This is a genomic window from Paenibacillus sp. RC21, from assembly GCF_044907935.1.
Classification (GTDB): domain Bacteria; phylum Bacillota; class Bacilli; order Paenibacillales; family Paenibacillaceae; genus Paenibacillus; species Paenibacillus terrae_A.
Map to the genome: position 1 here is coordinate 83,466 of NZ_JBIYCS010000008.1, position 22,095 is coordinate 105,560.

The following is a 22,095-nucleotide window of genomic DNA, read 5'->3' on the forward strand; positions in this document are numbered from 1 at the left end:
CGGAAAGGAGGTCTTGAATCTACATGAATTTTCCCTACAAACGCTTGAAAAAGCTGTACCAGCTCGTCAGTGGAAACGATCAGGGCTGGTCTTGGACCACCAAAGCACTGTCTGAGCGGCTGGAGGTCACAGAGCGGACGATCCGCGATGATCTCAAAAAACTGGGCGGTATTCTGAATGAATATGGAGCACGTCTGGAATCCAAGAGGGGCAGCGGCTATACAATCATGGTCGTTGATCCCGAAAGATACCGTTTTTTCGCTGAGGAAGGTCAGGAAGAAACGGAGGTAAGCGGGCGGTTACCGGGAGCACCGGAAGAACGCATAAGGTATGAGCTGTTCAAGCTGCTGAATACGGGAGAATACGTGAAGATGGAAGACCTCGCCGACGAGCTGTATATTAGCCGGGCGACCATGAATAATGATTTTAAAATCATTCGGCGGATTCTGGATGATTATGCTCTCACCCTGCGCACTAAGCCGGGATATGGCGTGAAGGTGGTTGGGGAAGAGAAAAGTATCCGTTACTGTCTCGCTGAGTATGCCGATGTACGCGATGAAGAAGGACAACGCAGCGGTATGCCTTTGGAACAGCAACAGCTGTTTCAGGGGCTGGATTTACCGCGAATCCGTGCAATTATTTTGAATCATCTGCGGCCCAACGGCATCAAGATAGCGGATTTGGCACTGAAGGATCTGATCACTCATCTGGCGGTTATGGTACTGCGAGTGAAGGAAGGGCATGGATTGGAGCGCTTTGAAAAGGTGGCAGGCGGTCAGCGGGATATTGAACTGGCTACTACCATTCTGAGTGAGATGGAAGAGGCTTTTGGCATCACCTGTCCTTTAGGGGAGCTGGATTATGTCCTGCTGCATATCGTCAGCAAAAAGATGGCCGAAACCGAGTGGGAGCGTCTCCAGTCTGACCGTCTCTTTCTGGCTGTGCGCGAGATGCTGACATTTGTCTACGAGCGCTTCACCTATGATTTGCGTGACGATGAACGGCTGTCCCGGGATTTGTTTGTGCATCTGAAACCGATGCTGACCCGGCTGGAGCATGGCATGAACATGCGTAATCCGTTGCTTGGGCATATCCGCAAGTATTACCCGCTCGCCTATGAAATCACGGTCGGTGCAGTAAAAGAACTGCAAAAAGCATTTCCGTATGACATCAACGATAACGAAATCGGTTATTTGGCGCTTCATATCGGAGCCGCCTTGGAACGCAAATACAATATCCCACATCGGCGTCGTAAAACTGTGTTGCTGGTGTGCGGCTCCGGCTACGGAACCGCCCGGATTTTGGAATCCAGGTTGCGTTCGCTGTTCGCTGAGCTGGATGTATCCCGAGTGGTTTCACTTCGGGAATACGAGGAAATGCTCACTGTGGACGAGGACCTAATTGTATCCACGATCCACTTACAGCAGCGTAAGGATAAACCATCGGCGGTAATTAGTCCGATTCCTTCGGAACGGGATATGGAGACGATCACACGGATGGTGCGTGCCAGCGATGAGGAGCAGGAAATTTCACTGCTGCGGTATTTTGACCAGGACTTGTTTATGACCCGATCCGATCGGCCGAATAAAGATGCTCTGATTGAAGAAATGAGCGGTATTTTGAGGCAAAAAGGAGTTGTGACTGACAAGTTCCTGCCAGCAGTCATGGAGAGAGAGAAGCTGGGATCTACGGCTCTGGATCGAGGTATGGCGATTCCCCATCCTTTGGAGCTTAGCTCTAACCGGACGGTCGTAAGCGTGTGTCTGCTGGAAAAGCCGATTCAATGGGATGCCAACCATGAGGTCCATGTTGTATTCCTGCTTTCGATCTGTAAAGAGGATTACGAGCAGGCGATGGGGATTTACGATCTGTTCGTAGAACTGATCCGTCAGGAAGAAACGCTAGAACGATTAAAGCATTGCCATTCCTTTGATGCCTTTATGCTAATAGCCCGTCAGGTGCTTGCAGTCAAGAGCAATGATTTTCATTGAGGGCTGACCAGCCTATATTGCCAATATATCCAGCAGAAAAGGGACTCTTTAGGGTCTCTTTTCTGCTTTTTTAATGAACATTAGATGAGTGGGATTGGCGAATATTACCCAGCATTCTTAATAAACTTAATTTGAAGAATTTTTTTGATATTTGACCGGCTACCGATTAATACACCACAAAAACAAAAGTGGTCAACCAGTAAAAACTGGCTGACCTCATAATATGATTGAGAACACCATCCAAAGCCATCGTCTCCGAAGCTACGGTTATGGTCTATTTGCGTGACTCCATTTTTCTCCTGTTCGCTCGCAATCCTCAACTATCCATAACCAAAATAATCCAATCCAAGCAGGAAATGTCTGTTTTCAATCTACATACCATCTTTTTTCATAGCATATACAATTCTGCAATGATTTATATAATCTGCATCTGATTTAACTTCACTAGCTTGATTGAGACCGTATGGCCAAAAATGATTTCTGTCTCCATGTATTTCGTCAGTATTCTTCCCTGTAATCGATCTTAGCTCGGCAGTTGCATTGGCGCCTTGCCAAATTCTAGTCGACATTAACGAAGCATAAACGCTGTTCTGTCCCACTCCCATTGTGTGACCCGTTTCATGCATAGCTGTGGCGGGAACCATAAACCCTCTGTTCGTGCCAAAGCTAATTGTGCCGTTGAAGCTTCCTTCAGCTGTAGGTACTCCTGGTCTATAGTATATAGTAAGATGCTTAGAAAAATCAGTGAAATTATTATAGTATTTTACTGTAGTATCCATAGCTCGGGTGATTCTTTCGTATGCATCCAATTGATCGGCTGTAGGGTTAGCTGACTTCACGAGGGTGTATGTTACATTCCCTTTAATCTCTCGCGCGATGTACCACTGTTGGTTAGAGGCATTGGTATCGTTATACGCTATGATTTTAGCACCATCGGCAGTACTATTTTGAAGTACATCCAAGACCTTGCCGCTATCACGGTTGACTATTTTGAAATAACCTCCAACAGCATTAACTAAACCCCAATTCTGGCTATTGCTTCCTGAATCATCTGCCAGTATAATTCCATCAGCAGATACATCCATAACCTTGTTGCTGCTACTGTTAACAATTTTATAATACCCATCGCTTACAGCAACAAAATTCCACTTTTCGCTTGTTACCTTATTAAGGCCCATTTGTACAACAGTTGAACTAGTTGATGGATCAAGAAGCTTTCCGCTCGTTCGGCCTACAATCCTATAATTTACACCTTCTACAACAGCACTGCCTTGCACTTCATTATCAGCAGCGGAGACAACAGATGCCAGACTGGAAAGAGAGCCTAATAAAGCAAACACACCTAAAAGAACGATAAACCTCTTAAAATTTTTTAGTTTCAATATAAACTCCTCCTCATAATGATTTCACATACTGTTTTTATGGTGGATGCACAAAATTTATGGAACAATTTGTAAAGTGGTGAAAATTGTATTCTACTTTGGTTCTCTTGAGCCTCCTTAAGGAAACTGGTGAGTTTTACATCATTAATCCAAATATTTTTGGTTCAACAAGTTTTTCATATTTCGCCCTCCTTTTGTTAATGGTCGATTCATTTTTCTTGCCTTCTGTTTTTAGATTAAGATCGATTTTTGATATATTTAGGAAGCTCTGATATATTATCGGAAGAAATTTGTCGAAAATTAATAGACTTTGTCAAAATAGTATTTCGTATGATCAAATAGCATTTAATTATTCCTACCTTGTTTGGAACCGCTGAAAATGCTGTGTATGTAACTACATTGAAAAGGGGCGAGCGAGATGCCTTTTTCGCCATATGAGGGAATTCCTAATCAGGGAATGCTTTAAATCTTGATTTCAGGAAGACGTATGTCAATCTTGCGACTAGCTAATAGATAGGCGGTCATATTTGAACTTTAAAAGCCCTTCCAGCTTCTTATAAAGGAAGCAACGGAAGGGCTTAGCTTTTGTTTAATAATACTTATCTATGCGGTGAACTTATTTATACCCTTTGCACGGTAAACTCAAATTCCAACTTCTGATCGGCTGCAATTTGGTATTCCTCGTGTACGGGAGCGCCCCAGCTATCGTCGCCGCCGACACCCATTTGCTTGCCAGCCACCGTGACGACAGTGTAGTAGACGTTGGGCAGCTCATACTGATGGTATGCACTTTCCAGCTCAAACGCTGTGTATGGTGAAATGTTGCATTCCACAGGCGCGGTTGCAGGTGCAGTAATGCGAATACCTCGCTGAGAATCGTCGGTAATATCGACACGACGTACGCCTGTACGGTTACCGGATTCCTGTGGCACGGCATAACCGGATACGTTGTCCGCTGCTTCGTTGTGGAATACGCCGAGTCTTGCTCCGAAGGCCCGGTCGATATAGTTTTCCTCTGGTCCCATGGCGTACCAGTCCAAATGGCGGTAGTCTGCTGGAACCTTGAAAGAAAGAGCAAAGATCGGCAGGTTAGGCAACCCGGATACGCCTTCATAAGTGGATTTCACTTTCAGGCTGCCATCGGCAAAGACGGTATATGTCACTGCTACCTGTACGTCTGCATGAATGCTTAGTGTATAACGGAACGTAACCGTTACGTGATCAGTTTGCTCCTCCGTGACTTCAATCCCCACGCATCTGCGTGTTAGACTCGCAGCAAACCAACCGCCCGCTTCAAACCCAAGCGCTACACCTCTGTCATTGTCCGTGGTTGCACGCCAGAACAATGGGGCAGGAGGAATGGCGATCATCTCGCGTCCAGCGTAGCGCAGCGAAGTCAGGCTGCCTGCTCCTTTGGAGAACATGATACTAAAATCTGCACCGTGAACGCCGATGTTTACATCGCCATGCACGACTCGAATGCTGCCAGCAGGAACAGTCTGTGGACGTGTATCTTCCACGATGAAAATATGCTGTCCAAAGGCTACTTCATATCCAGCCTCCGCCCAGAGCGCAGCTTCTTTCAAGACCAGAGACGTGTGAATAATATATTCACCAGGCGCGTCTACTCCGACCGTATTTACCAGCGTCAACGGAATATGAGCTTCTGTTTGTGCCGCTACATCCACATGAATCACGTTCCGTGCGATTTCGTGGCCTTCATGAAGCAGGCTGTATACCAGCTCGTAGTCATCCGTTCCCTCGAACAGATTTTCATTGCGAATCGTCACACCGCCCCGATCCGGGGTCAGCTTCAGATTTTGGTACAGGAATTTGACCTCCTGCATCTTCGGTGAAACCTTCCGGTCAGCATAGACAATTCCGTCCGTACAGAATCCATAGTCTGTGGCCCGGTCGTCAAAGTCGCCGCCGATAGCGAGGTACTCGCGTCCATAGCGATCTTTTTTCATGACCGCCTGATCAATGTAATCCCAAATAAAGCCGCCCTGATAGAGCTCGTATTTGTTCTCCAGCTCTGTATACTTGTGCATACCGCCTACGGAATTACCCATCGCATGCATGTATTCGCAACTGATATACGGCTTTTGCGGATTGTCGTTCAAATACTGCTCGATATCTGCGGGCTTGGCGTACATCCGGCTCTCCATATCGCTGGCATCATCGTACGTGCGGTTGTGGAATACACCTTCGTAATGTACCAGACGGCTCGGGTCGGTGGCTCGGAAATAGTTGGCTACATTCCGCAGCACTTCACCCGCATAGGACTCATTACCGCAGGACCAGATCAGGATGGACGCATGGTTTTTGTCTCGTTCCAGCATGGAAATGGCGCGGTCCATAACGATATCCTGCCACTCAGGCAGATTGCCGGGAATGTTCCACGAAGGCTCGACTGCGCCAAGCTTTTGCCAGGAGCCGTGTGTTTCCAGGTTCATTTCGTCGATCACATACACCCCGTACTCATCACACAGCTCATACCACAGGGTCTGATTCGGATAGTGAGAGGTGCGAACCGCGTTCATATTGTTTTGCTTGAGCGTACGAATATCCCATAGCATATCTTCACGAGAAATCGCACGTCCAGTGCGGGCGTTGAATTCATGGCGGTTCACGCCTTTGAAGACGATCCGCTTGCCGTTCAGATGCATCACCTTGTTGATCAGCTCAAACTTGCGGAAGCCAATCTTCTGCGCAATGACCTCCACCAGTGTCCCGTCCGGCTCGTGAATTTGGATGAACAACGTGTACAGGTAAGGCTTTTCGGCGCTCCAGCGCTGGACTTGATCCAGTGTTGCCGACAGCGAAGCCTTGCCATCTGTAAAATCCGCCTTCAAAGAAGCTACAATCTGGCCCGCAGCATCTTTGACATCGACGGCTGCATAGGCTGCTACTGCTTTTTCCAAGGTTAGCTCAAGCCCCAGAAGACCCTGTGTGTACGAGGCGTCCAGATCGGCCTTGGCATGCAGGTCACGTACGTGAACAGATGGGATGGTGTACAGATATACGTCTCTGAAGATACCGGAAAAACGCCAGAAGTCCTGATCCTCCAGCCATGCCCCTGTACTTCTCTGATATACCTCAACCGCCAGTTTGTTTTCGCCTGCTTGCAGGAACGGTGTCAATTCAAAATCGGACGGTGTAAAGCTGTCCTCACTGTACCCGACAAATTGCCCATTCAACCACACATAGAAAGCCGACTCGACGCCCTGAAAAGAAATGAACACAGGCTGACCGTCAGAAGCTATATTTTCTGGCAAAACAAAGCTTTTGATATAGCTCCCGACCGGGTTGTGATCTTCCGGAATATGTGGTGGGCGAACGTCCGAATGTCCGTCCCACGGATACATCGTATTCACGTACTGCATTTGACCGAAGCCTTGCGTCTGAATATGACCCGGTACCTGAATGTCGCTCCAGCCACCGTATTCAAAATCAGGGGCATGGAACTCAACCGGACGGCTGGATGGATTCGTAGCATAGTTGAACTTCCAGCTACCGTTCAGACTATGACGCCAAGCCATATCGGCATGACGCTCCGCTTCCTGAAGTGTAGCGTAATATTTATGATCGGAATAGGCAGGCAGCCGATGTACTGCAAACTTGGTTACGTCGGTTAGCCAATCCAGGCTGGGGGTGTGGATGGTCAAGGCGAACACTCCTTATTTTTAAAATGAAATGAAGGGATTTCACAACAGCGAATCCGTTATTTTACCGAGCCTACCATACCCGCTACAAAATGCTTCTGCATCAGGAAAAATACCAGTGCAGTCGGCAACGTGGACAGGACGATAGCGATCATAATCACACCATAATCTGGTGCATAGCCGGAGCCGAGGTTCGAAATCAACAACGGAATCGTTTGATTTTCCGGCGTTTGCAACACGATCAGAGGCCAGAGATAGTTATTCCAACTCGACATGAACGTGATGATAGCGGCAGCGGCATAGGTTGTTTTCATCGTAGGCATATACACCCGGAAGAACAGACCCAGCTCGGACAATCCGTCCATACGACCAGCTTCCAGCAAGTCCTTCGGAAACATCTTGGTGCTTTGACGGAAAAAGAAGATCAGAAACGCCGTAGTCACCGTCGGAATGACGACAGACGAAAGTGTATCAATACCGATCCAAGGCAGTGTATTGGAGATACTGCCGAACATCCGATAGAGCGGGATCATGATCGCCGCAAACGGAATCATCATAGACATCAGCAGGATATTGAAGACAATATCCTTGGCTTTACTTCTGTAAATTTCAAAGCCATAGCCTGCCAGAGAGGCAATCAGCATCGCCAGCAGTGTCGTGGAAATCGAGATTTTCGCCGAATTGCTCAGCGCAGTGACGATGTCCACCTTATCCATCAGATTGTGGATGTTATCCATCAGATGGGAGCCGGGCAGGAGTCTGCCCTTCGTAACATCGACCGACAGGTTCGTGGAGCTGGATAGCATCCACAGGAACGGGAAAATCGAAACGAACGACACAATGATCAGAAAGGCATACGTAAATATTCTTTTCGTTTTCATCATTTTTTCTCACCTGCCACTTTGAACTGGATGATCGACAAGATAATGATCATAATGACGATGGAGTAGGATACGGTCGCCGCATAACCAAAGTCGGATGAATACTTGAAGGACAGGTTGTAGATATATTGCGAAATAGAAGATGTCGCGTTCCCCGGTCCACCTTTGGTAATATTCATGATTTCATCAAAGAGCTGGAGTGTACCAATCGTCGATGTAATCGAGGTGAACAGGATAATCGGCTTAAGCAGTGGAACCGTAATGTTGAAAAACTGTCGAATAGGGGAAGCACCGTCAATACGGGCCGCTTCATAGATGGAGCTGTCAATATTCTGGAGACCGGACAAGTAAAAGATCATATTGTAGCCGGTCCAGCGCCATGTGATCGCAATAATAATCGTAACCTTGGCCCAGAAAGGGTCTGTAATCCATTGGATCGGCGTGCCAATCACATGTAGATTCAGCAATAAGGAGTTTACCAGACCGTCAGCCGAGAACAAATACTTGAACACAACGGAATAGGCTACCAGCGATGTAATACAAGGCAAGAAGATGGCTGTGCGGAAAAAGCCCTTGAATTTAAGATTTTTATCATTTAGCAATACCGAAATGAACAGAGCCAGAATCACCATCAATGGCACCTGGAAAATCAAATAGATAAACGTGTTCTTCACGGCGGTTATAAACATGCTATCTGTGAACAGACGCTTGTAGTTATCAATGCCGTTGAAGGTCAGATTAGACCCCGTGCCTGTCTTGAAGGACAAGATAAGCGCCTGGATCATCGGGTAGAAATAAAAGGCTGCAATCATGATCACTGCGATGGATATGAACAACCATCCTGTCATACCTGCCTTGAAACGCGATGTCGTCATTTTGGGTGTGGCTGTCTTCATAACCATATCAACTCCCTATGCAGCATTAAAACCTTGAACTCGCAAGCCCAAGGTTTTAAGTGCTTATCGTTTTATTGTTTAGCCTTGGCTAGATGGACTGTCTTATTTAAGCTGTGCTTCTGCTTGTCCTTGAGCATCTTTCAGAACTGTGTCTACATCTTTGCCGTTCAAGTAGTTTTGAATTTCAACGGTCATGATGTCCTCAATGGCATAAGTGTGCATGCCATAATTGACTTTTGGAACTTGTTTGGTCCATTCTGCGAATTTCTTGTAGACTTTGTCGCCACCGAAGTACGGATCTGTCTCGTCATAAGCTTTACCGCTGGAAGCTGCGTTTAATGAACCGACAATTCCAATTTTGCTCAGCATATCTTGATATAGATCTTGATCTGAACCGAATGTTTCTTTCAGGAAATCAGCAGCGGTATCTTGACCGTCTGTGTTCAGGACATACCAGGAGCTGCCGCCGAGGCTGGAAGCATTCACGGATTCAGGTACATTTTTCAATTTAGGGAAAGGAACAACGGCCCATTTACCCGATTGCGAAGCTTCTGCTTTGATTGAAGGCGTAATCCAGTTACCTGTTGGTACGGAAGCAACTGCACCGCTATTAAAGGCTGCCAGGAATTGACTCCAGTCGGCATTCATTTTAACAATGTTCGCATCGAACAAGGATTTGTACGTCAAGAGCGCTTCTTTCAGAGCTGTATTACCTGCCAGGTTTGGTGTTTTACCGTCTTCTTTCAGGTACCATGAACCTGCGGATTGGATCATACCACGGATCAGACCGAGGTCGTTTGGATCTTGAGTCAGCATATCTTTACCTGTTTTTTGTTTTACGGCTTTACCGATTTCAATGAATTTGTCCCAATCAATGTTGGTCAGGTCAGCTACTTTGTAGCCAGCTTGTTCCAAATAATCCGTTCTTACATACAGACCCATAACACCGGAGTCGAATGGAACACCGTATTGCTTGCCGTTGTAGCTGGTCGGTCCAATTTTATAATCGGCGAAGTCGGATGCTTTGATCGAGTTGCTCATATCATGGAAGGAATCAGGATAGGCTTGCAGGAAGTTTTGTGCCCGGTAATCCTCAATCAGAACCACGTTAGGCAATCCTTTGGTAGAACCGGAGTTAAGACCGGCATTCATTTTTTGCACGATATCATTTTGAGCATATTCAACAATGTTTACGTTTACATCAGGATGTTTGGCGACGTAACGATCTTTCGCCAGCTTTAGGGCCGCGATATTGAAGTTCGGGTCCCAAGCCCAGACCGTGATTTCTTTCTTACCGGAATCCGTCGTGGTCGCGGCTTTCTCGGAATTGCTGGAACATGCAGATAGCAGGATCAAGCTTGCGATCAGCAGAAGGAAAGTCATTTTTTTCATTTCGTTCAACCCCTACTCTTTTTTTATAATCATTTAAAACTTATTGAAAGCGGTTACCTTGTTTATGAATCTAGTTTATCATCCTTGCTTTGCTGGCAGTTAGGAATATCTTTATACGGATTTGTCTTATTATTATGATTTGTCAAAAAAGGTACCGCTTACATTTGTGCTTTTTTTAGATTCAGGTAATTTTTTTAGATTGAGCTAAAGACGAAAAAAGTGGAACAAGAACGAAGTGGGCGGAATGGTGCTGTACAAGCGCTAGCGGTCGCCTTAAAAGCTTTCCATAGGAAAGCTAGCTTCGGAAGCATCACCTACCCGAATTTCAACCTTTATAAATTGAATAAAGAAATCTGGGTACAACAGCGATGGGAAGCACCATCCGACCGCGTAGTGGCGCTTCGTGTATCTTTAGTTCGGTTTATATTTTTTATTAGTTAGGAGAGGCGGGTTTTACGATCAATGGCAGTGTCATTTTCACTTTGGTGCCTTCGCCTTTTTTGCTGGAGATGGTCACGCCATACTCTTCTCCATAAAGAAGGGTAATGCGGTTGTGTACATTCTGGATGCCGATACCAGTGAACAGTTGGCGCTTGCTTTTAGGATTGGGCAGTCCGTCCTTTGCCGTATGCCCGTCCAAATCCATACCGTCTCCGTCATCGACCACCTCGCAGATTAATGTATCGTCCGTTTTGGACACCAGTATATAGATGTGACCCGCGGTTTTCTCATTAAATGCATGGAAAAACGAGTTCTCGATAAAAGGCTGAATAATCAGCTTGGGCACATGGTACTCCAGACAATCCGGCGATACAAAATAATTCACCTGTACCCGCTGACCGTAGCGAACATGGTTAATGAACACATAATTTTGCATGTTGGCCATTTCCTGCTCGATGGTGATCGTTTCGCTCACATTGCTGATTGTATTTTGCAGTAGGGAAATGAGCGCATTGATCGTCTCAGCGGCGGTCTCCTTGTTTCCTTTGAGCACCAGCATTTTGATCGAAGCCAGTGTATTGTACAGAAAATGCGGATTGATCTGCCGTTGCAGTGCAGCCAGCTCTGCATTCCGTTGTCCTTTTTGCGTCTCCAGCAGCTTACGAATATAGTCATTCAGTTCATCCAGCATGTAATTGTAGGCATGACTCAACTGCCTGACCTCATAGCTGCCCGTTACCGGGAGATAGTTATCAAAATTTTTCTCGCGGACAGTCGACATTTGCTTAACCAGCCGAGTCAAAGAACGAATCAAACGCCGGGAAATCAGAAAAACGATCAACAAAGCAATCAGCACGATGCCAATGCAGATCAATACAACAGATTTAACGTCAATAATTTGTCCGATTGCGGTTTGCCTGTCAATCATGTTAACCAGGTAAAAATCATACGAAGGAATATAGTTGGAAAGGAGGATACTTTCCTTGTTCATCACGTTCGCATTAATGTAATTTAGTCCTTGCTCATTGATTTTTGTCGCATAGCCCAGCAGCTCACGGGAGTGTTGTCCGATCAAGTCCTGACGGTTGCTCGACACAATGAGTCCCGATTTGTCCAAAATAAGTACATCATTGCCGTTGCTTGTGAAGTTGTTATAGAAGCGGCGGAATTCGGGCTCGCGAATGGCAATGTAGATCATGCCATACAACGTACCGCTAGTTCGCTCCATGAATGCCCTGGAGGCGATAATATAGGGTGTGGGTTTCTGTCCGGTATTATTCATTTGCTGACGAAGTAGATCCGTATCCAGCTGATACATGAGCCGTGTCGGCTGTGCCGCGCTTCGGGCTGTAATCAAATTGTTCCTGAGCTCCTCTGCAGTTACCGGCCAGTAGGACGAGTCGGAATAGAAGCTTCGGCCGTTCATGCCCGTGATGGCGACACTGACATCATAGGCGTCGACATTTGATTTAATCTGCTTCATCTGCTGTGCCATACCGAAGTAGATGCGTGCCGAGTTAATGGAATCGGATTGGCCGCCTGTCAGATAGTTTTTGACCGTCCCGTTTTCCGAGGCATGGGTTACGGCATTCACAATTGAGTCATTGAAGGACTCAAAGCTGGACTGAATTTGGCTGAGTACCTTGGCATTCGTAATACTGAATGTCTCGGCAAAGAGTCGTTCAGACATTCGAATCGTCACCAAAGAGGTCAGCAAGGACACCGCGGTGATGCTGACCACCATAACGACAAATATTTTAAAGAACAGACCTTGATATTTGATTTTATGCATATACCTTTTCATATTCAATCTCTTTTCTGCTGGCAGATATGCGTTTGCTCTCTAATGGAGATGCTCCCGGCGGTATTGACTGGGGGAGTAACCCGTCACCTTTTTGAACACTTTGGTAAAATAGCTGGGGTCCGAATAGCCGACGGTGCTGCTAATATCCGAAATGGACATCGTACCCGACCGCAGCAGCTCCGCAGCTTTTTCAACCCGAATTTTGTTCAAATACTCGCTGAAGCCCTCTGTATGATGTGCTGTAAAATAGCTCGACAAATAGGAGGGATTAAAATGAAAATATTGACCGAGTGTCGTCAAATTGAGCGTCTCAGCGTGATGCTCCTCGATATATTCCAGCAGCTTCTTCATGCTCGCACTGCTTCCTTGCTGCGTTTTAGCCAAAATCTGCATGTTCGCTTCATCTAAAAAGGTCTCCAGCAATCGCACAGCTTCATGTACATGAGGTGCATCATTTATGGCTTTGAAATAGGAGTATTTTGCCGCATCCAGCTCTTTCATATCATACCCCTGATTCCCGAGCAAAGTCGTAATGTTAAACACGATGTTTCCGAGAAGAGATTTGAATTCAAAAGCGGTGGAGGTATAGTTGCGGGACATGGCAGCTACATAAGACCTTAAGTCCTGAAAGGCCGTATCAAAATGCTCGCGCTTCATCTCTTCTGTGAACTGCTTTAAGTTAAACGAGCTGTTTACCTGAACAGGCTTGGGAAGTTCGTCTTCCATCAGGAGCGCAGTTCCCGGGAAGTAAAAGCGATAGCTGAGCAGTTTTGGCAGTTCATCCTGATAGACCTCGCTAATCTGATTAAAATCATCAAATAGACGGCTAACCGCCCAGCCCGTCTGTGGCTCGACTTGCTTCGTCTCCTGAGCTACTTCCCTGATTGCAGGCATCCAGGAGTGTAATTCACGCGGCTCAAGATTGGCTAAAAAAACAGCCGCATTTGCATCAGACGGCAGTCGCCGCAACACGATTTGTTCACAGGCAGATGTCACTCGATCAGTGAGCCTGGAAAATAGGTCCGAGGCAGGGTGGGACTGGCCTTTCCCCTGTGGTTCCGCCTGTTCCACGCCTATGAGTGCAAAACGGGCATACGGAAAATCCTGTTTCAGCAGTTCCATATCGTAGTCGATGCTATAGCCGGAAATGAGCTTTTCTATCACATGATCCATCGTAATTCGATTATCCCCGGCATCTGCTTGATACTGAATAGACGGAATTTTGCGGGCCGTTCTCTGGAGCACTTGCAGCAGCTCATCCGTGTCCAGCTTGGGCTTCAAAATATAGTCAGCAACACCTTGCTGGAAGGTGGATCGCACGTAATTAAACTCGCCGTAGCTACTGAGCACAATGACCTCAATATCAGGATAGTTCTGTCTGACAATGCGCGTCAGTTCCTCGCCATCCATGATAGGCATCACGATATCCGTAATGACAATATGCGGGCGCAAAGTTTCAATCAGCTCTAACGCTTCTTTTCCATTAGAAGCCTCGCCTACAATGCGAAATCCATACTGTTCCCACGATAAATGATGCTTGATCCCTTGCCGTACCAATATCTCATCATCTACAATCAAAATATTGCATAGCTCTTTCATGGCAGCACTCTCCGTAATTATACCTATTCAAAAAAAGACCTCCATTAAAGCGGACGTCACATCATTTGAGGCACATAATTGATAACGCTTCCAAATTGGCTCGAATATAAAGTATCCAATCTTTACATGCTAACATAAACTACAGGTGTAATCCAAAGATATCTCAAATTAAGCCTTTCTTTTCATATCGGTTGCCGGGCCATTGAATGTTATATGGAGAATAAGCCGTATATATGGAAAAAAGAAACGGAAAAGCAGGTTTGCTTTTCCATTTCTTTCTATATAATAGGCTCAATCTATCCGTTGCTCATGCATCGTCCATCGTTTACGTAGTTCGAGTAATCGGCTTTTTCAGGAATACCCCGTATGAAATCGCTCCCATAACAAGCAAGGATGCTCCCAGTAAAAATACATTATTAAAGCTTCCGGTTGTATCCAAAATGTATCCGGTTGCAATTGGTGCTAGAGCAGCACCCAGAAAACCGCCAAAGTTTTGGATGGCGCCCAGGGATGCCACCTGTTCCCCTGGAGCAATATCGGCTGCCAATGTCCAAATAACGCCTGAAGGCAACTGGGAAGCAAAGTAACCGACAGAGAGAAGTACAATGCTGACAACTGTATTGTCTATAAAAGGAATCGGCGCTACAGATGCCGCCGCCAAAATGGCACCACCAACAATAGGTATCTTACGTGAGGTCACAGTAGCAACCCCCTTGCGGATGAAATAGTCGGAAATAAAACCACCAAGCAGTACGCCAATAATGCCGGCAACAAATGGAATGGATGCAATCCACCCGGTTTCTTTCAGCGTGAAGCCCTGTTCCTTCTCCAGATAGCTTGGTAACCAGGTCAGGTATACCCAGATTGTGAACATGATGCCGAAATTACCGATGATCATAAACCAAGTGCTGGAATTCTTGAAAAGAGAAGACCATTTGGCTGTTGGAGCCTGTGTTTCTGATTGTGCCACATCTGATTCCACAGCAGGAACTACGTCTGTAGCCATATCGTTTTGAGTGATGGCCTGCTTTTCGGCAAAAGTCGGATCACGGTAGACTTTAAGCCAGATCAGCATAATAATCAATCCCATTGCGCCGACAAAGATAAACATGCCTCTCCAGGTCATGGTCAGCATAAGCACAGTCAGCAGGGGCGGAGCAATAGCATTGGCAATTTGCGAGCCCGTATTAATAATAGAGGTTGGAAGGCCTCTTTCACTTTTAGCGAACCATCTTTCGGTCACTTTAAGCCCTGATGTGAAGAATGGTGATTCGGACACACCGAGCAGCATACGCATTGCATACAGCAGAGAATAGGTATTTACAAAAGCACTGATGATGGTTGCGACTGACCACAGTCCAGAAGCCCATGCGAACATTTTCTTCGGACCGAAGCGGTCAACAAGCCATCCTGCCGGAAGATTAGCCAAAGCATAAGGCCAGAGAAAGGCGGACAGCAGCAGACCCATCTGTGTAGAGGATAGTCCAAATTCCGCTGCGATGGTCGTATTCGCGATACTTAAATTCGATCGGTCCAGATAGTTGACGACGGCCCCAAGCAGAAGCATCAAAATAATGCCCCAGCGCAGACCTGCCTTTTTGGGTTTTCCTGCGGATGTTACATGGGTATTCTCGACTTTGTTCATGAAAGCTCACGCTCCTTGATCTAGGCTGTTTATTAAAAAGGCTGACGCCAAATTAAAAATGTGTCATTCAAATCGCGGTTGTATGCGTTTACATTTTTCCTAATCATCAAATTCATTTCGATGATTCCTTAGCTCTGTTGATATGGGCGATTCACAACGATGGGTTCGAAGCTTTCCGGAAAATTCGAAAGTCAGCTATTGATCGTTGTGATGCCGCATATCTTGCCTAATGTGGTCTATACAGGCTTAGCCAATCGATATCTTATATGGAACGTGCCGCCGCAACGGCCTCCAGAAATTCCTTGGCAGCCGCCGTAACTTTACTGTAATCTCCGTCTTTTTGCGCAGCCTTGGTGATATAGCTTCCTACGCCAGCTCCGATGCAGCCAGCTTGTAGCCATTCATGCACATTTTGCGGAGTGACTCCACCAGTAGGGGCGATGGGAGCTTGAGAAAATGGGGCAGTAACCGATTTTACATATTGTGGACCTAACACTTCGGCTGGGAAAAGTTTAACAATGTCCGCCCCGGCTTCCAACGTCTCCAATACTTCCGTCGGAGTAAAAGCACCACTAATGGTCACGGCCTGATAACGGTTGGCCATTTTGATCATTTCGGGGTTGAGCTGCGGACTTACCAGAAGCTCTGCTCCCGCTAGAATAGCCGCTCTTGCCGTTTCTGCATCCAATATGGTTCCAGCGCCGACAAGAACGTCTTCTTCACGATACTTTTCTGCCAGTGTTTGAATGACATGAAGCGCATTTGGTACACTCATTGTGATTTCCAGCGCTTTAATACCGCCTTTTACGGCTGCTTCTGCTACAGCCAAAGCCTCTTGCTCGTTGTCCAAACGAATGATCAATACAATGCCTGTGTCCGCTATTTTCTTGAGATTATTGAACTTCTTCCACATCATCTTATCCTCCTAATTGTTATACAGCCTTTCACCACGATATCCCAACTGGTTGGAGAGCTTTAGCGCTGTTTCCTTGACTAGCTTGACGATCATATTCTCGCGCTCCGGTGTCATGGTAGAGTACATACTCGCTACACTAATTGCCGCCACCGGCTGATTCCATTGGTCATATATCGCAGAACCGATGCAATACATTTCCAGATTGTCTTCCCGGTCATCAATGGAGTAGCCACGCGCCCGGATTTCTTCCATATCCCGCAAAATTTCTTGTAACGTTACCTTCGAGTATTGTGTTTTGGCCGGAATTTCTCCGTCTCCCAGAATAAACTGGGATTTTTCCGTTGGTAACGCTGCCAAAAGTGCTTTGCCGATCCCTGTGGTGTGTATGAATCTTCGTGAGCCTAGCTTTGCTGTTGGCCTCATAACAGAGTAATTTTCCGCCTTATCCAGATACACGATCTGCCCTTTATCCTCGACTCCCAGAAAAACAGTGCTGCCCGTCTGTCTGTTCAGCTCCTGCAACAGCGGTCTGGCCAGATGAGGGATGCCCATGTTGGATAAATAAGCTATACCTGTTTCAAAGGCGCCAATGCCCAAACGATAGGTTTTCAGGCGCGGATCATCCAGCTCAATAAAGTTTTTATAGAGTAGTGTCTGCACCAATTCGAAGGCGCTGCTTTTGGGCAGCCCCAACGTTTTGCAAATTTCGTTCAGTGTCAGAGAGGAACTGCTATTAGACAACAAGACCAGAAGATCGACAACCCTTTCGGCTGATTTATTGAGCTTAAAATTTTCCATGCAATCTCCTTCATTCAATTATTGTTCGTATATGCGAACCGTGTTCATTATTTCGAACTTCGGGTTTATTATAGTACAGCCCGACAAGAGAGATCAATAACCTTTACAAAATATTTTATTTATTCTGATATGGGATTGAATTTCTTATGAAAACGTTATAATCTAAATAAAAATAAATTCAATATTACGAATCTTGTTCGCATATGCGAATAATGTGAGATTTTGTGTCACTCCTAAATGTATATCGTACGGATGTTGCTACGATATCAATTGGAACCGCATACATTAATGATTTTAAATCATGAAGATGTGCAGAGATCCTAAAATACAGATTGCGGGTTATTAAGGAGGAATTACGGATGCAACCTACTGCTATATTTTTAATTGGGGCTGCCAGTTCAGGTAAATCTACGATTGGTAAGCTCATTGCTACAGAATATCATTTTGCTTATTTGGATAAAGATATCATCTGCAACAAGTTCACGGGCCTGCTGTTGGAGTCCAAAGGATACTCGCCTCATGAACGTGACGGTAACACTTTTTATAGCGATACTGTAATGCCTCTTGAATATCAGACCCTGCTGGATATAGCCAATGATAACCTTCAATTGGGCCGATCCGTCGTTTTGGATGCACCGTTCCTCGGTTATTTTTCTAACAAAGATTACATTAGGCAATTAAAAGAAAAATACGACTGGCATCATGTCAGCCCGCTTGTATTACAGGTGGACGTGGATTTTGATACATTGAAAGAGAGGATGAAGGCCCGCGGATTGGAACGGGACGAATGGAAATTTGCCCATTGGGATGCTTTTGTGGAAGGAATCCGGGCTAGAAGGTGCCTGTGGGAAGACATTGACATCCAGCATTTTGATAATAGCCCCGCTGAGGTAGACAAGAACAGACTGTACAATACACTTCCCTTCCAAAAGACAACAACACCTTTGTAATTCAGGCTGGGTGAAAACAAAAGAAGCGCCCCTCGGAGTGAAAGTCATAGTGAGCTTCCTCCAAAGGGCGCTTTTCTCCTTTTATACAGTTCCCCAAGTCCGATCTCCTGCCAAATATTTTTCAGTCAAAATAGACAGCAGTTGAATGCCAACCTCATTGTGGCCTCCCTCAGGAAGGATCAGGTCCGCGTATTTCTTGGAGGGCTCAATAAATGCTTCGTGCATAGGCTTGACCGTACTCAAATAGTGATCGTGGATCGACTGAATGGTGCGGCCGCGCTCCTCAATATCCCGAAGTACCCGGCGAAGAATACGCACATCCGGATCCGTGTCGACAAATACCTTGATGTCGAGCAGTTGACGAAGCTTTTCGTCAGACAGCACGTGCAGACCCTCCAACATAACAATATGATTCGGCAGAAGCTCTACCGTCTCGTCTGTAGAACGCGCATGAACCGTGAAGTCATACACTGGCGCGTGGGTCGCTTGTCCTTCTTTCAGACAATGAAGATGCTCAATAAGCAATTCATTGTCAAAGGCAAACGGATGATCATAATTGACCAAAGCACGATCATCATAACTCAGATGTGAATGGTCTTTATAGTAGTTATCCTGAGATATGAAAGTCACTTTGTTTGATCCCAGACGTTCAACGACAGCGCGTGCTACCGTTGATTTACCGGAACCCGTACCGCCGGCAATACCAATAATAAGCATGGCGTTTCACTTACCCTTCCCTGAATATATCCCGATACAACTCAAGTATTGTAGCACAACATGCACTTTTTTTCATCAATGCAGAGCATTGTATTTCTTCCATTTTCGTATCTTGGCTCTGAATGTTTTAAACGGTGCCACTGAGTTGATGTGAATCCATCTAGCCATGGGCCACTTCGGATTACTGCCTGTCCACTTGTGAACGCCCTGCGTAAAGAGTTCTTCATGACTTAGCGTGTCAATCCAATCCAGCCACTTTTGCTCTGTCAGCTTGAATAGTTGGCGTAATTCACGTAAAGAGTGGTGGGTGTAGGTTTTGTAAAAGGATTGGTAAAGCTCGCCTAGCCTATTCCATTTATAATTTGGTGCAGGCATGATGACGGGTTTTCCTTCCTTTTCGCCCTTGTCCCATGACATGACAAGATGAAGCCATCCAAGCTGGTAGGCAATGATTTCTGCGGGTGTTTTGTCTACTTCGGAGATACGGATATCCTTTTGGTTCTCGTCAACCTCCTTGTATTCACTGTCTAACAGTAAGTAGGAGGCATGAATCGCTTCTTTTAACTCGGCTTTGGAAGCATAGTGATAGCTGGGCATCTAATCACTCCTATAGGTTCTTTTCATTATGTCGACCTCTTTAAATGTATCACTTTAAACATGACAACCTTATGCCTTATTCAAAAAAAGGTTTTTTGTGGTTTTATGAAAGGGTATTTGGTATATTCACGAAAAAGGATGCAAAATTAATAGAGAATTTAAACCAAAAGATAAGTAATTCGACATATTTTAATATTATTTTATAAGTCTATAATTATTAGTGTATTGCGCTAGCATATATTGTTTGGAAAGGCCGTGTGGCACAAACAGCTATACAGTTATGTTGGTTGGTTCTTATCAATTTATCTAAAAAGGAGACTGTTACATGAAGTCGAGTTTGTTGAAAAAATGTGCAAGTGTAATGTTGAGCAGTACGATGGTTCTGTCTTTATCGTTACCGTTACTAGGTCATGCGCATGCGGATGGGAATTTACAGGTAAGTGATGATTTTGAACAAGGGGAAGCTCAAGGCTGGACAGCAGGTTCAGGGAACTGGTCTGTTGTCGCGGACGGGAATGGCTCTACATACCAGCAATCTAGTCGAAGCGAAAGCCATTCTGTTAAAGGTAATGCATCATGGACGAACTATAGCGTACAAGCGGATGTATATGTAGATGATTTTAATGGCTCCAATCGGGTATATGTTGCAGGCAGATACACAGATTCCAACAACTTTTATGCTGCATCTTTGTACAACAAGAAGGGTGGAGCACTTGAAATTCGCAAAAAGGTAAACGGTTCTATGAAGACACTGGCTACCAATAACAAATACAAACTGGACACCAATACCTGGTACAGAGTGAAGCTGGAGCTGTCCGGTTCGGAGATTAAGATGTATGTCAATGATCAGCTGGAGCTGACTGCAACAGATTCCAGCCTTGCTTCCGGAGCTATTGGTTTGGTAACCTCCAAGGCGGTTGCCCAGTTCGATAATGTTATCGTATCCGGCGCTTCAACTGAAGCAGATCCAGGTACAACACCTGTGAATCCAACACCAGGTACAGATAAACCAACTCCTGGGGTAGATAAAAACGCAACCTCAAATATTAACTATAATCTGGCCGGTTTCTCCTATGGTAATACAGGTGGCGGGGAAATTAAGGACACCGATGCCAATTACAAAAAGGTTTACAACGCTGTAGATCTCAACGAGGCACTTAAAAAAGGTACTAAAGTCAAAGTTATTGAGATCATGAATGATCTTGATTTGGGATGGAACGAAATGCCTGATGCTGCGAAGGTCATGCCTTTTAGTGCAAACAACCCTGTGCTGACAAATCCTGTTTTGAAGAAAACAGGTGTGAGCAAAATCTATATAGAAAACTTGAATGGAATCACGATTTTCTCGGCAAATGGCGCTAAAATCAAACATGCTGGCTTTGTTATCAAAAGAAGCTCTAATTTGATTTTCCGTAACCTCGAATTTGACGAACTTTGGGAGTGGGATGAAGCAACCAAAGGGAACTATGACAAGAATGACTGGGATTATATCACGGTTGAAGGCCAAAGCTCCAAAGTATGGATTGACCATTGTACATTCAACAAAGCATATGATGGCTTGGTAGATGTGAAAAAAGGCAGTAACGGAGTTACCATTTCCTGGTCCTTGTTCAAAGGAGATGACCGCAGCTCCAATAGCTGGGTAACTCAACAAATTAACGCTATGGAAGCAGACAAAGCTTCCTACCCTATGTATGCTTATCTGAGAAGCAGTGCAGTAGGCTTGAGTAAAGAAGATATCATTGATATCGCAGCAGGACAAAAGAAAGCGCATCTGATCGGTGCTACTGAGATGGCCGCTGATAATGCAGATTTGGCAGTAACATTGCACCATAACTACTACAAGGATATTCAAGACCGTATGCCGCGTTTGCGTGCTGGTAATGCCCATGCCTATAACATCGTTATGGACGATGCCGGATTGGCTAGAGCCAAGAACAGAATTACATCCGACATGGCTAAAGCGATTGCTGCCAAAGGATACCATTTTGACGTCGTAGGTAATGGTGCGATTTCAACTGAAAATGGCGCGGTATTACTTGAAAAATCATATTTAATTGATGTATTTTCTCCAGTTCGTAATAATCAAAAAGACCCTAAAAAAGATGACTACACAGGTAAGATCAAAGCAGAAGATGTTATCTTCTCTGACAACGGTAAAGTATTCAGAGGGGGCAGCGAAGATGCAAATAGCCCGTTAGCCCCTTATCCTGTAAAAGGTAAGAACTTCTCCTGGAATGGATTCACAACGTTGCCTTACAGCTACACAGCCGAAGATCCTGAGAACCTGGTTGCTCAATTGCAAGCTAAGGACGGAGCAGGTGCAGGCAAGCTGAACTGGTCGAGTGAAAACTGGCTTAAAACAGCATACAAAGCAGTCGCTTCGAAAGCTACAGAAACGGTGGAAGATTCCGAATAAAT

Annotated in this window: 15 protein-coding genes; 3 read left to right on the forward strand and 12 right to left on the reverse strand. The window is 45.5% G+C overall.

Annotated features, from left to right (window positions below; genetic code table 11):
- Positions 1 to 23 precede the first annotated feature (23 nt).
- Complete coding sequence (locus tag ABIA61_RS21740; RefSeq protein ID WP_404520886.1) at positions 24 to 1,991, forward strand: BglG family transcription antiterminator; 1,968 nt, start codon at positions 24 to 26, stop codon at positions 1,989 to 1,991.
- Positions 1,992 to 2,362: 371 nt separating this feature from the next.
- Here the strand turns inward: ABIA61_RS21740 and ABIA61_RS21745 are convergent, their stop codons facing one another.
- From ABIA61_RS21745 to ABIA61_RS21790, 10 genes are all read right to left on the reverse strand, one after another.
- Positions 2,363 to 3,373 carry an RICIN domain-containing protein gene (locus ABIA61_RS21745; protein WP_283654174.1) on the reverse strand — a complete coding sequence of 337 codons (1,011 nt, stop codon included), beginning with the start codon at positions 3,371 to 3,373 and terminating at the stop codon, positions 2,363 to 2,365.
- Positions 3,374 to 3,993: 620 nt separating this feature from the next.
- Positions 3,994 to 7,041: a beta-galactosidase, LacZ type gene (gene lacZ / locus ABIA61_RS21750; protein WP_283654175.1), complete on the reverse strand. Its 3,048-nt coding sequence runs from the start codon at positions 7,039 to 7,041 to the stop codon at positions 3,994 to 3,996.
- A gap of 56 nt (positions 7,042 to 7,097) precedes the next feature.
- Positions 7,098 to 7,922: a carbohydrate ABC transporter permease gene (locus ABIA61_RS21755; RefSeq protein WP_283654176.1), complete on the reverse strand. Its 825-nt coding sequence runs from the start codon at positions 7,920 to 7,922 to the stop codon at positions 7,098 to 7,100.
- The gene (locus ABIA61_RS21760; RefSeq protein ID WP_044644990.1) at positions 7,919 to 8,815 is read right to left on the reverse strand and encodes a carbohydrate ABC transporter permease; all 897 of its coding nucleotides are present in this window, start codon (positions 8,813 to 8,815) and stop codon (positions 7,919 to 7,921) included. The genes ABIA61_RS21755 and ABIA61_RS21760 overlap by 4 nt, the downstream gene beginning before the upstream one ends.
- A gap of 102 nt (positions 8,816 to 8,917) precedes the next feature.
- Complete coding sequence (locus ABIA61_RS21765; protein WP_044644989.1) at positions 8,918 to 10,207, reverse strand: ABC transporter substrate-binding protein; 1,290 nt, start codon at positions 10,205 to 10,207, stop codon at positions 8,918 to 8,920.
- A gap of 433 nt (positions 10,208 to 10,640) precedes the next feature.
- The gene (locus tag ABIA61_RS21770; protein ID WP_283654177.1) at positions 10,641 to 12,452 is read right to left on the reverse strand and encodes a cache domain-containing sensor histidine kinase; all 1,812 of its coding nucleotides are present in this window, start codon (positions 12,450 to 12,452) and stop codon (positions 10,641 to 10,643) included.
- Positions 12,453 to 12,491: 39 nt separating this feature from the next.
- A complete protein-coding gene (locus ABIA61_RS21775) occupies positions 12,492 to 14,051 on the reverse strand; it encodes a response regulator transcription factor (RefSeq protein ID WP_404581245.1) in 1,560 nt (519 codons plus the stop codon).
- Between the two features lie 325 nt (positions 14,052 to 14,376).
- Positions 14,377 to 15,696 (reverse strand): MFS transporter, encoded by a 1,320-nt coding sequence (locus tag ABIA61_RS21780; RefSeq protein ID WP_404520889.1) that lies wholly within the window; start codon positions 15,694 to 15,696, stop codon positions 14,377 to 14,379.
- 262 nt (positions 15,697 to 15,958) lie between these two features.
- Positions 15,959 to 16,609 (reverse strand): bifunctional 2-keto-4-hydroxyglutarate aldolase/2-keto-3-deoxy-6-phosphogluconate aldolase, encoded by a 651-nt coding sequence (locus ABIA61_RS21785; protein ID WP_137061306.1) that lies wholly within the window; start codon positions 16,607 to 16,609, stop codon positions 15,959 to 15,961.
- A 12-nt stretch (positions 16,610 to 16,621) separates the two neighbouring features.
- On the reverse strand, positions 16,622 to 17,410 hold the full coding sequence (locus ABIA61_RS21790) for an IclR family transcriptional regulator (RefSeq protein ID WP_404520890.1): 789 nt from the start codon (positions 17,408 to 17,410) through the stop codon (positions 16,622 to 16,624).
- A gap of 359 nt (positions 17,411 to 17,769) precedes the next feature.
- On the opposite strand from ABIA61_RS21790, the gene ABIA61_RS21795 reads away from it, so the two are divergent.
- A complete protein-coding gene (locus tag ABIA61_RS21795) occupies positions 17,770 to 18,360 on the forward strand; it encodes a P-loop nucleotide/nucleoside kinase family protein (RefSeq protein ID WP_404520891.1) in 591 nt (196 codons plus the stop codon).
- Positions 18,361 to 18,441: 81 nt separating this feature from the next.
- On the opposite strand, the gene udk is transcribed toward ABIA61_RS21795, so the two are convergent.
- Together udk and ABIA61_RS21805 are read right to left on the reverse strand one after the other, a co-directional pair.
- On the reverse strand, positions 18,442 to 19,077 hold the full coding sequence (udk, locus tag ABIA61_RS21800; RefSeq protein ID WP_044644986.1) for a uridine kinase: 636 nt from the start codon (positions 19,075 to 19,077) through the stop codon (positions 18,442 to 18,444).
- A 75-nt stretch (positions 19,078 to 19,152) separates the two neighbouring features.
- Positions 19,153 to 19,674: a ClbS/DfsB family four-helix bundle protein gene (locus tag ABIA61_RS21805; RefSeq protein WP_283654179.1), complete on the reverse strand. Its 522-nt coding sequence runs from the start codon at positions 19,672 to 19,674 to the stop codon at positions 19,153 to 19,155.
- A 325-nt stretch (positions 19,675 to 19,999) separates the two neighbouring features.
- On the opposite strand from ABIA61_RS21805, the gene ABIA61_RS21810 reads away from it, so the two are divergent.
- Entirely contained in the window at positions 20,000 to 22,093 is a 2,094-nt protein-coding gene (locus ABIA61_RS21810) for a pectate lyase family protein (protein WP_404520892.1), read from the forward strand.
- Positions 22,094 to 22,095: the final 2 nt, after the last annotated feature.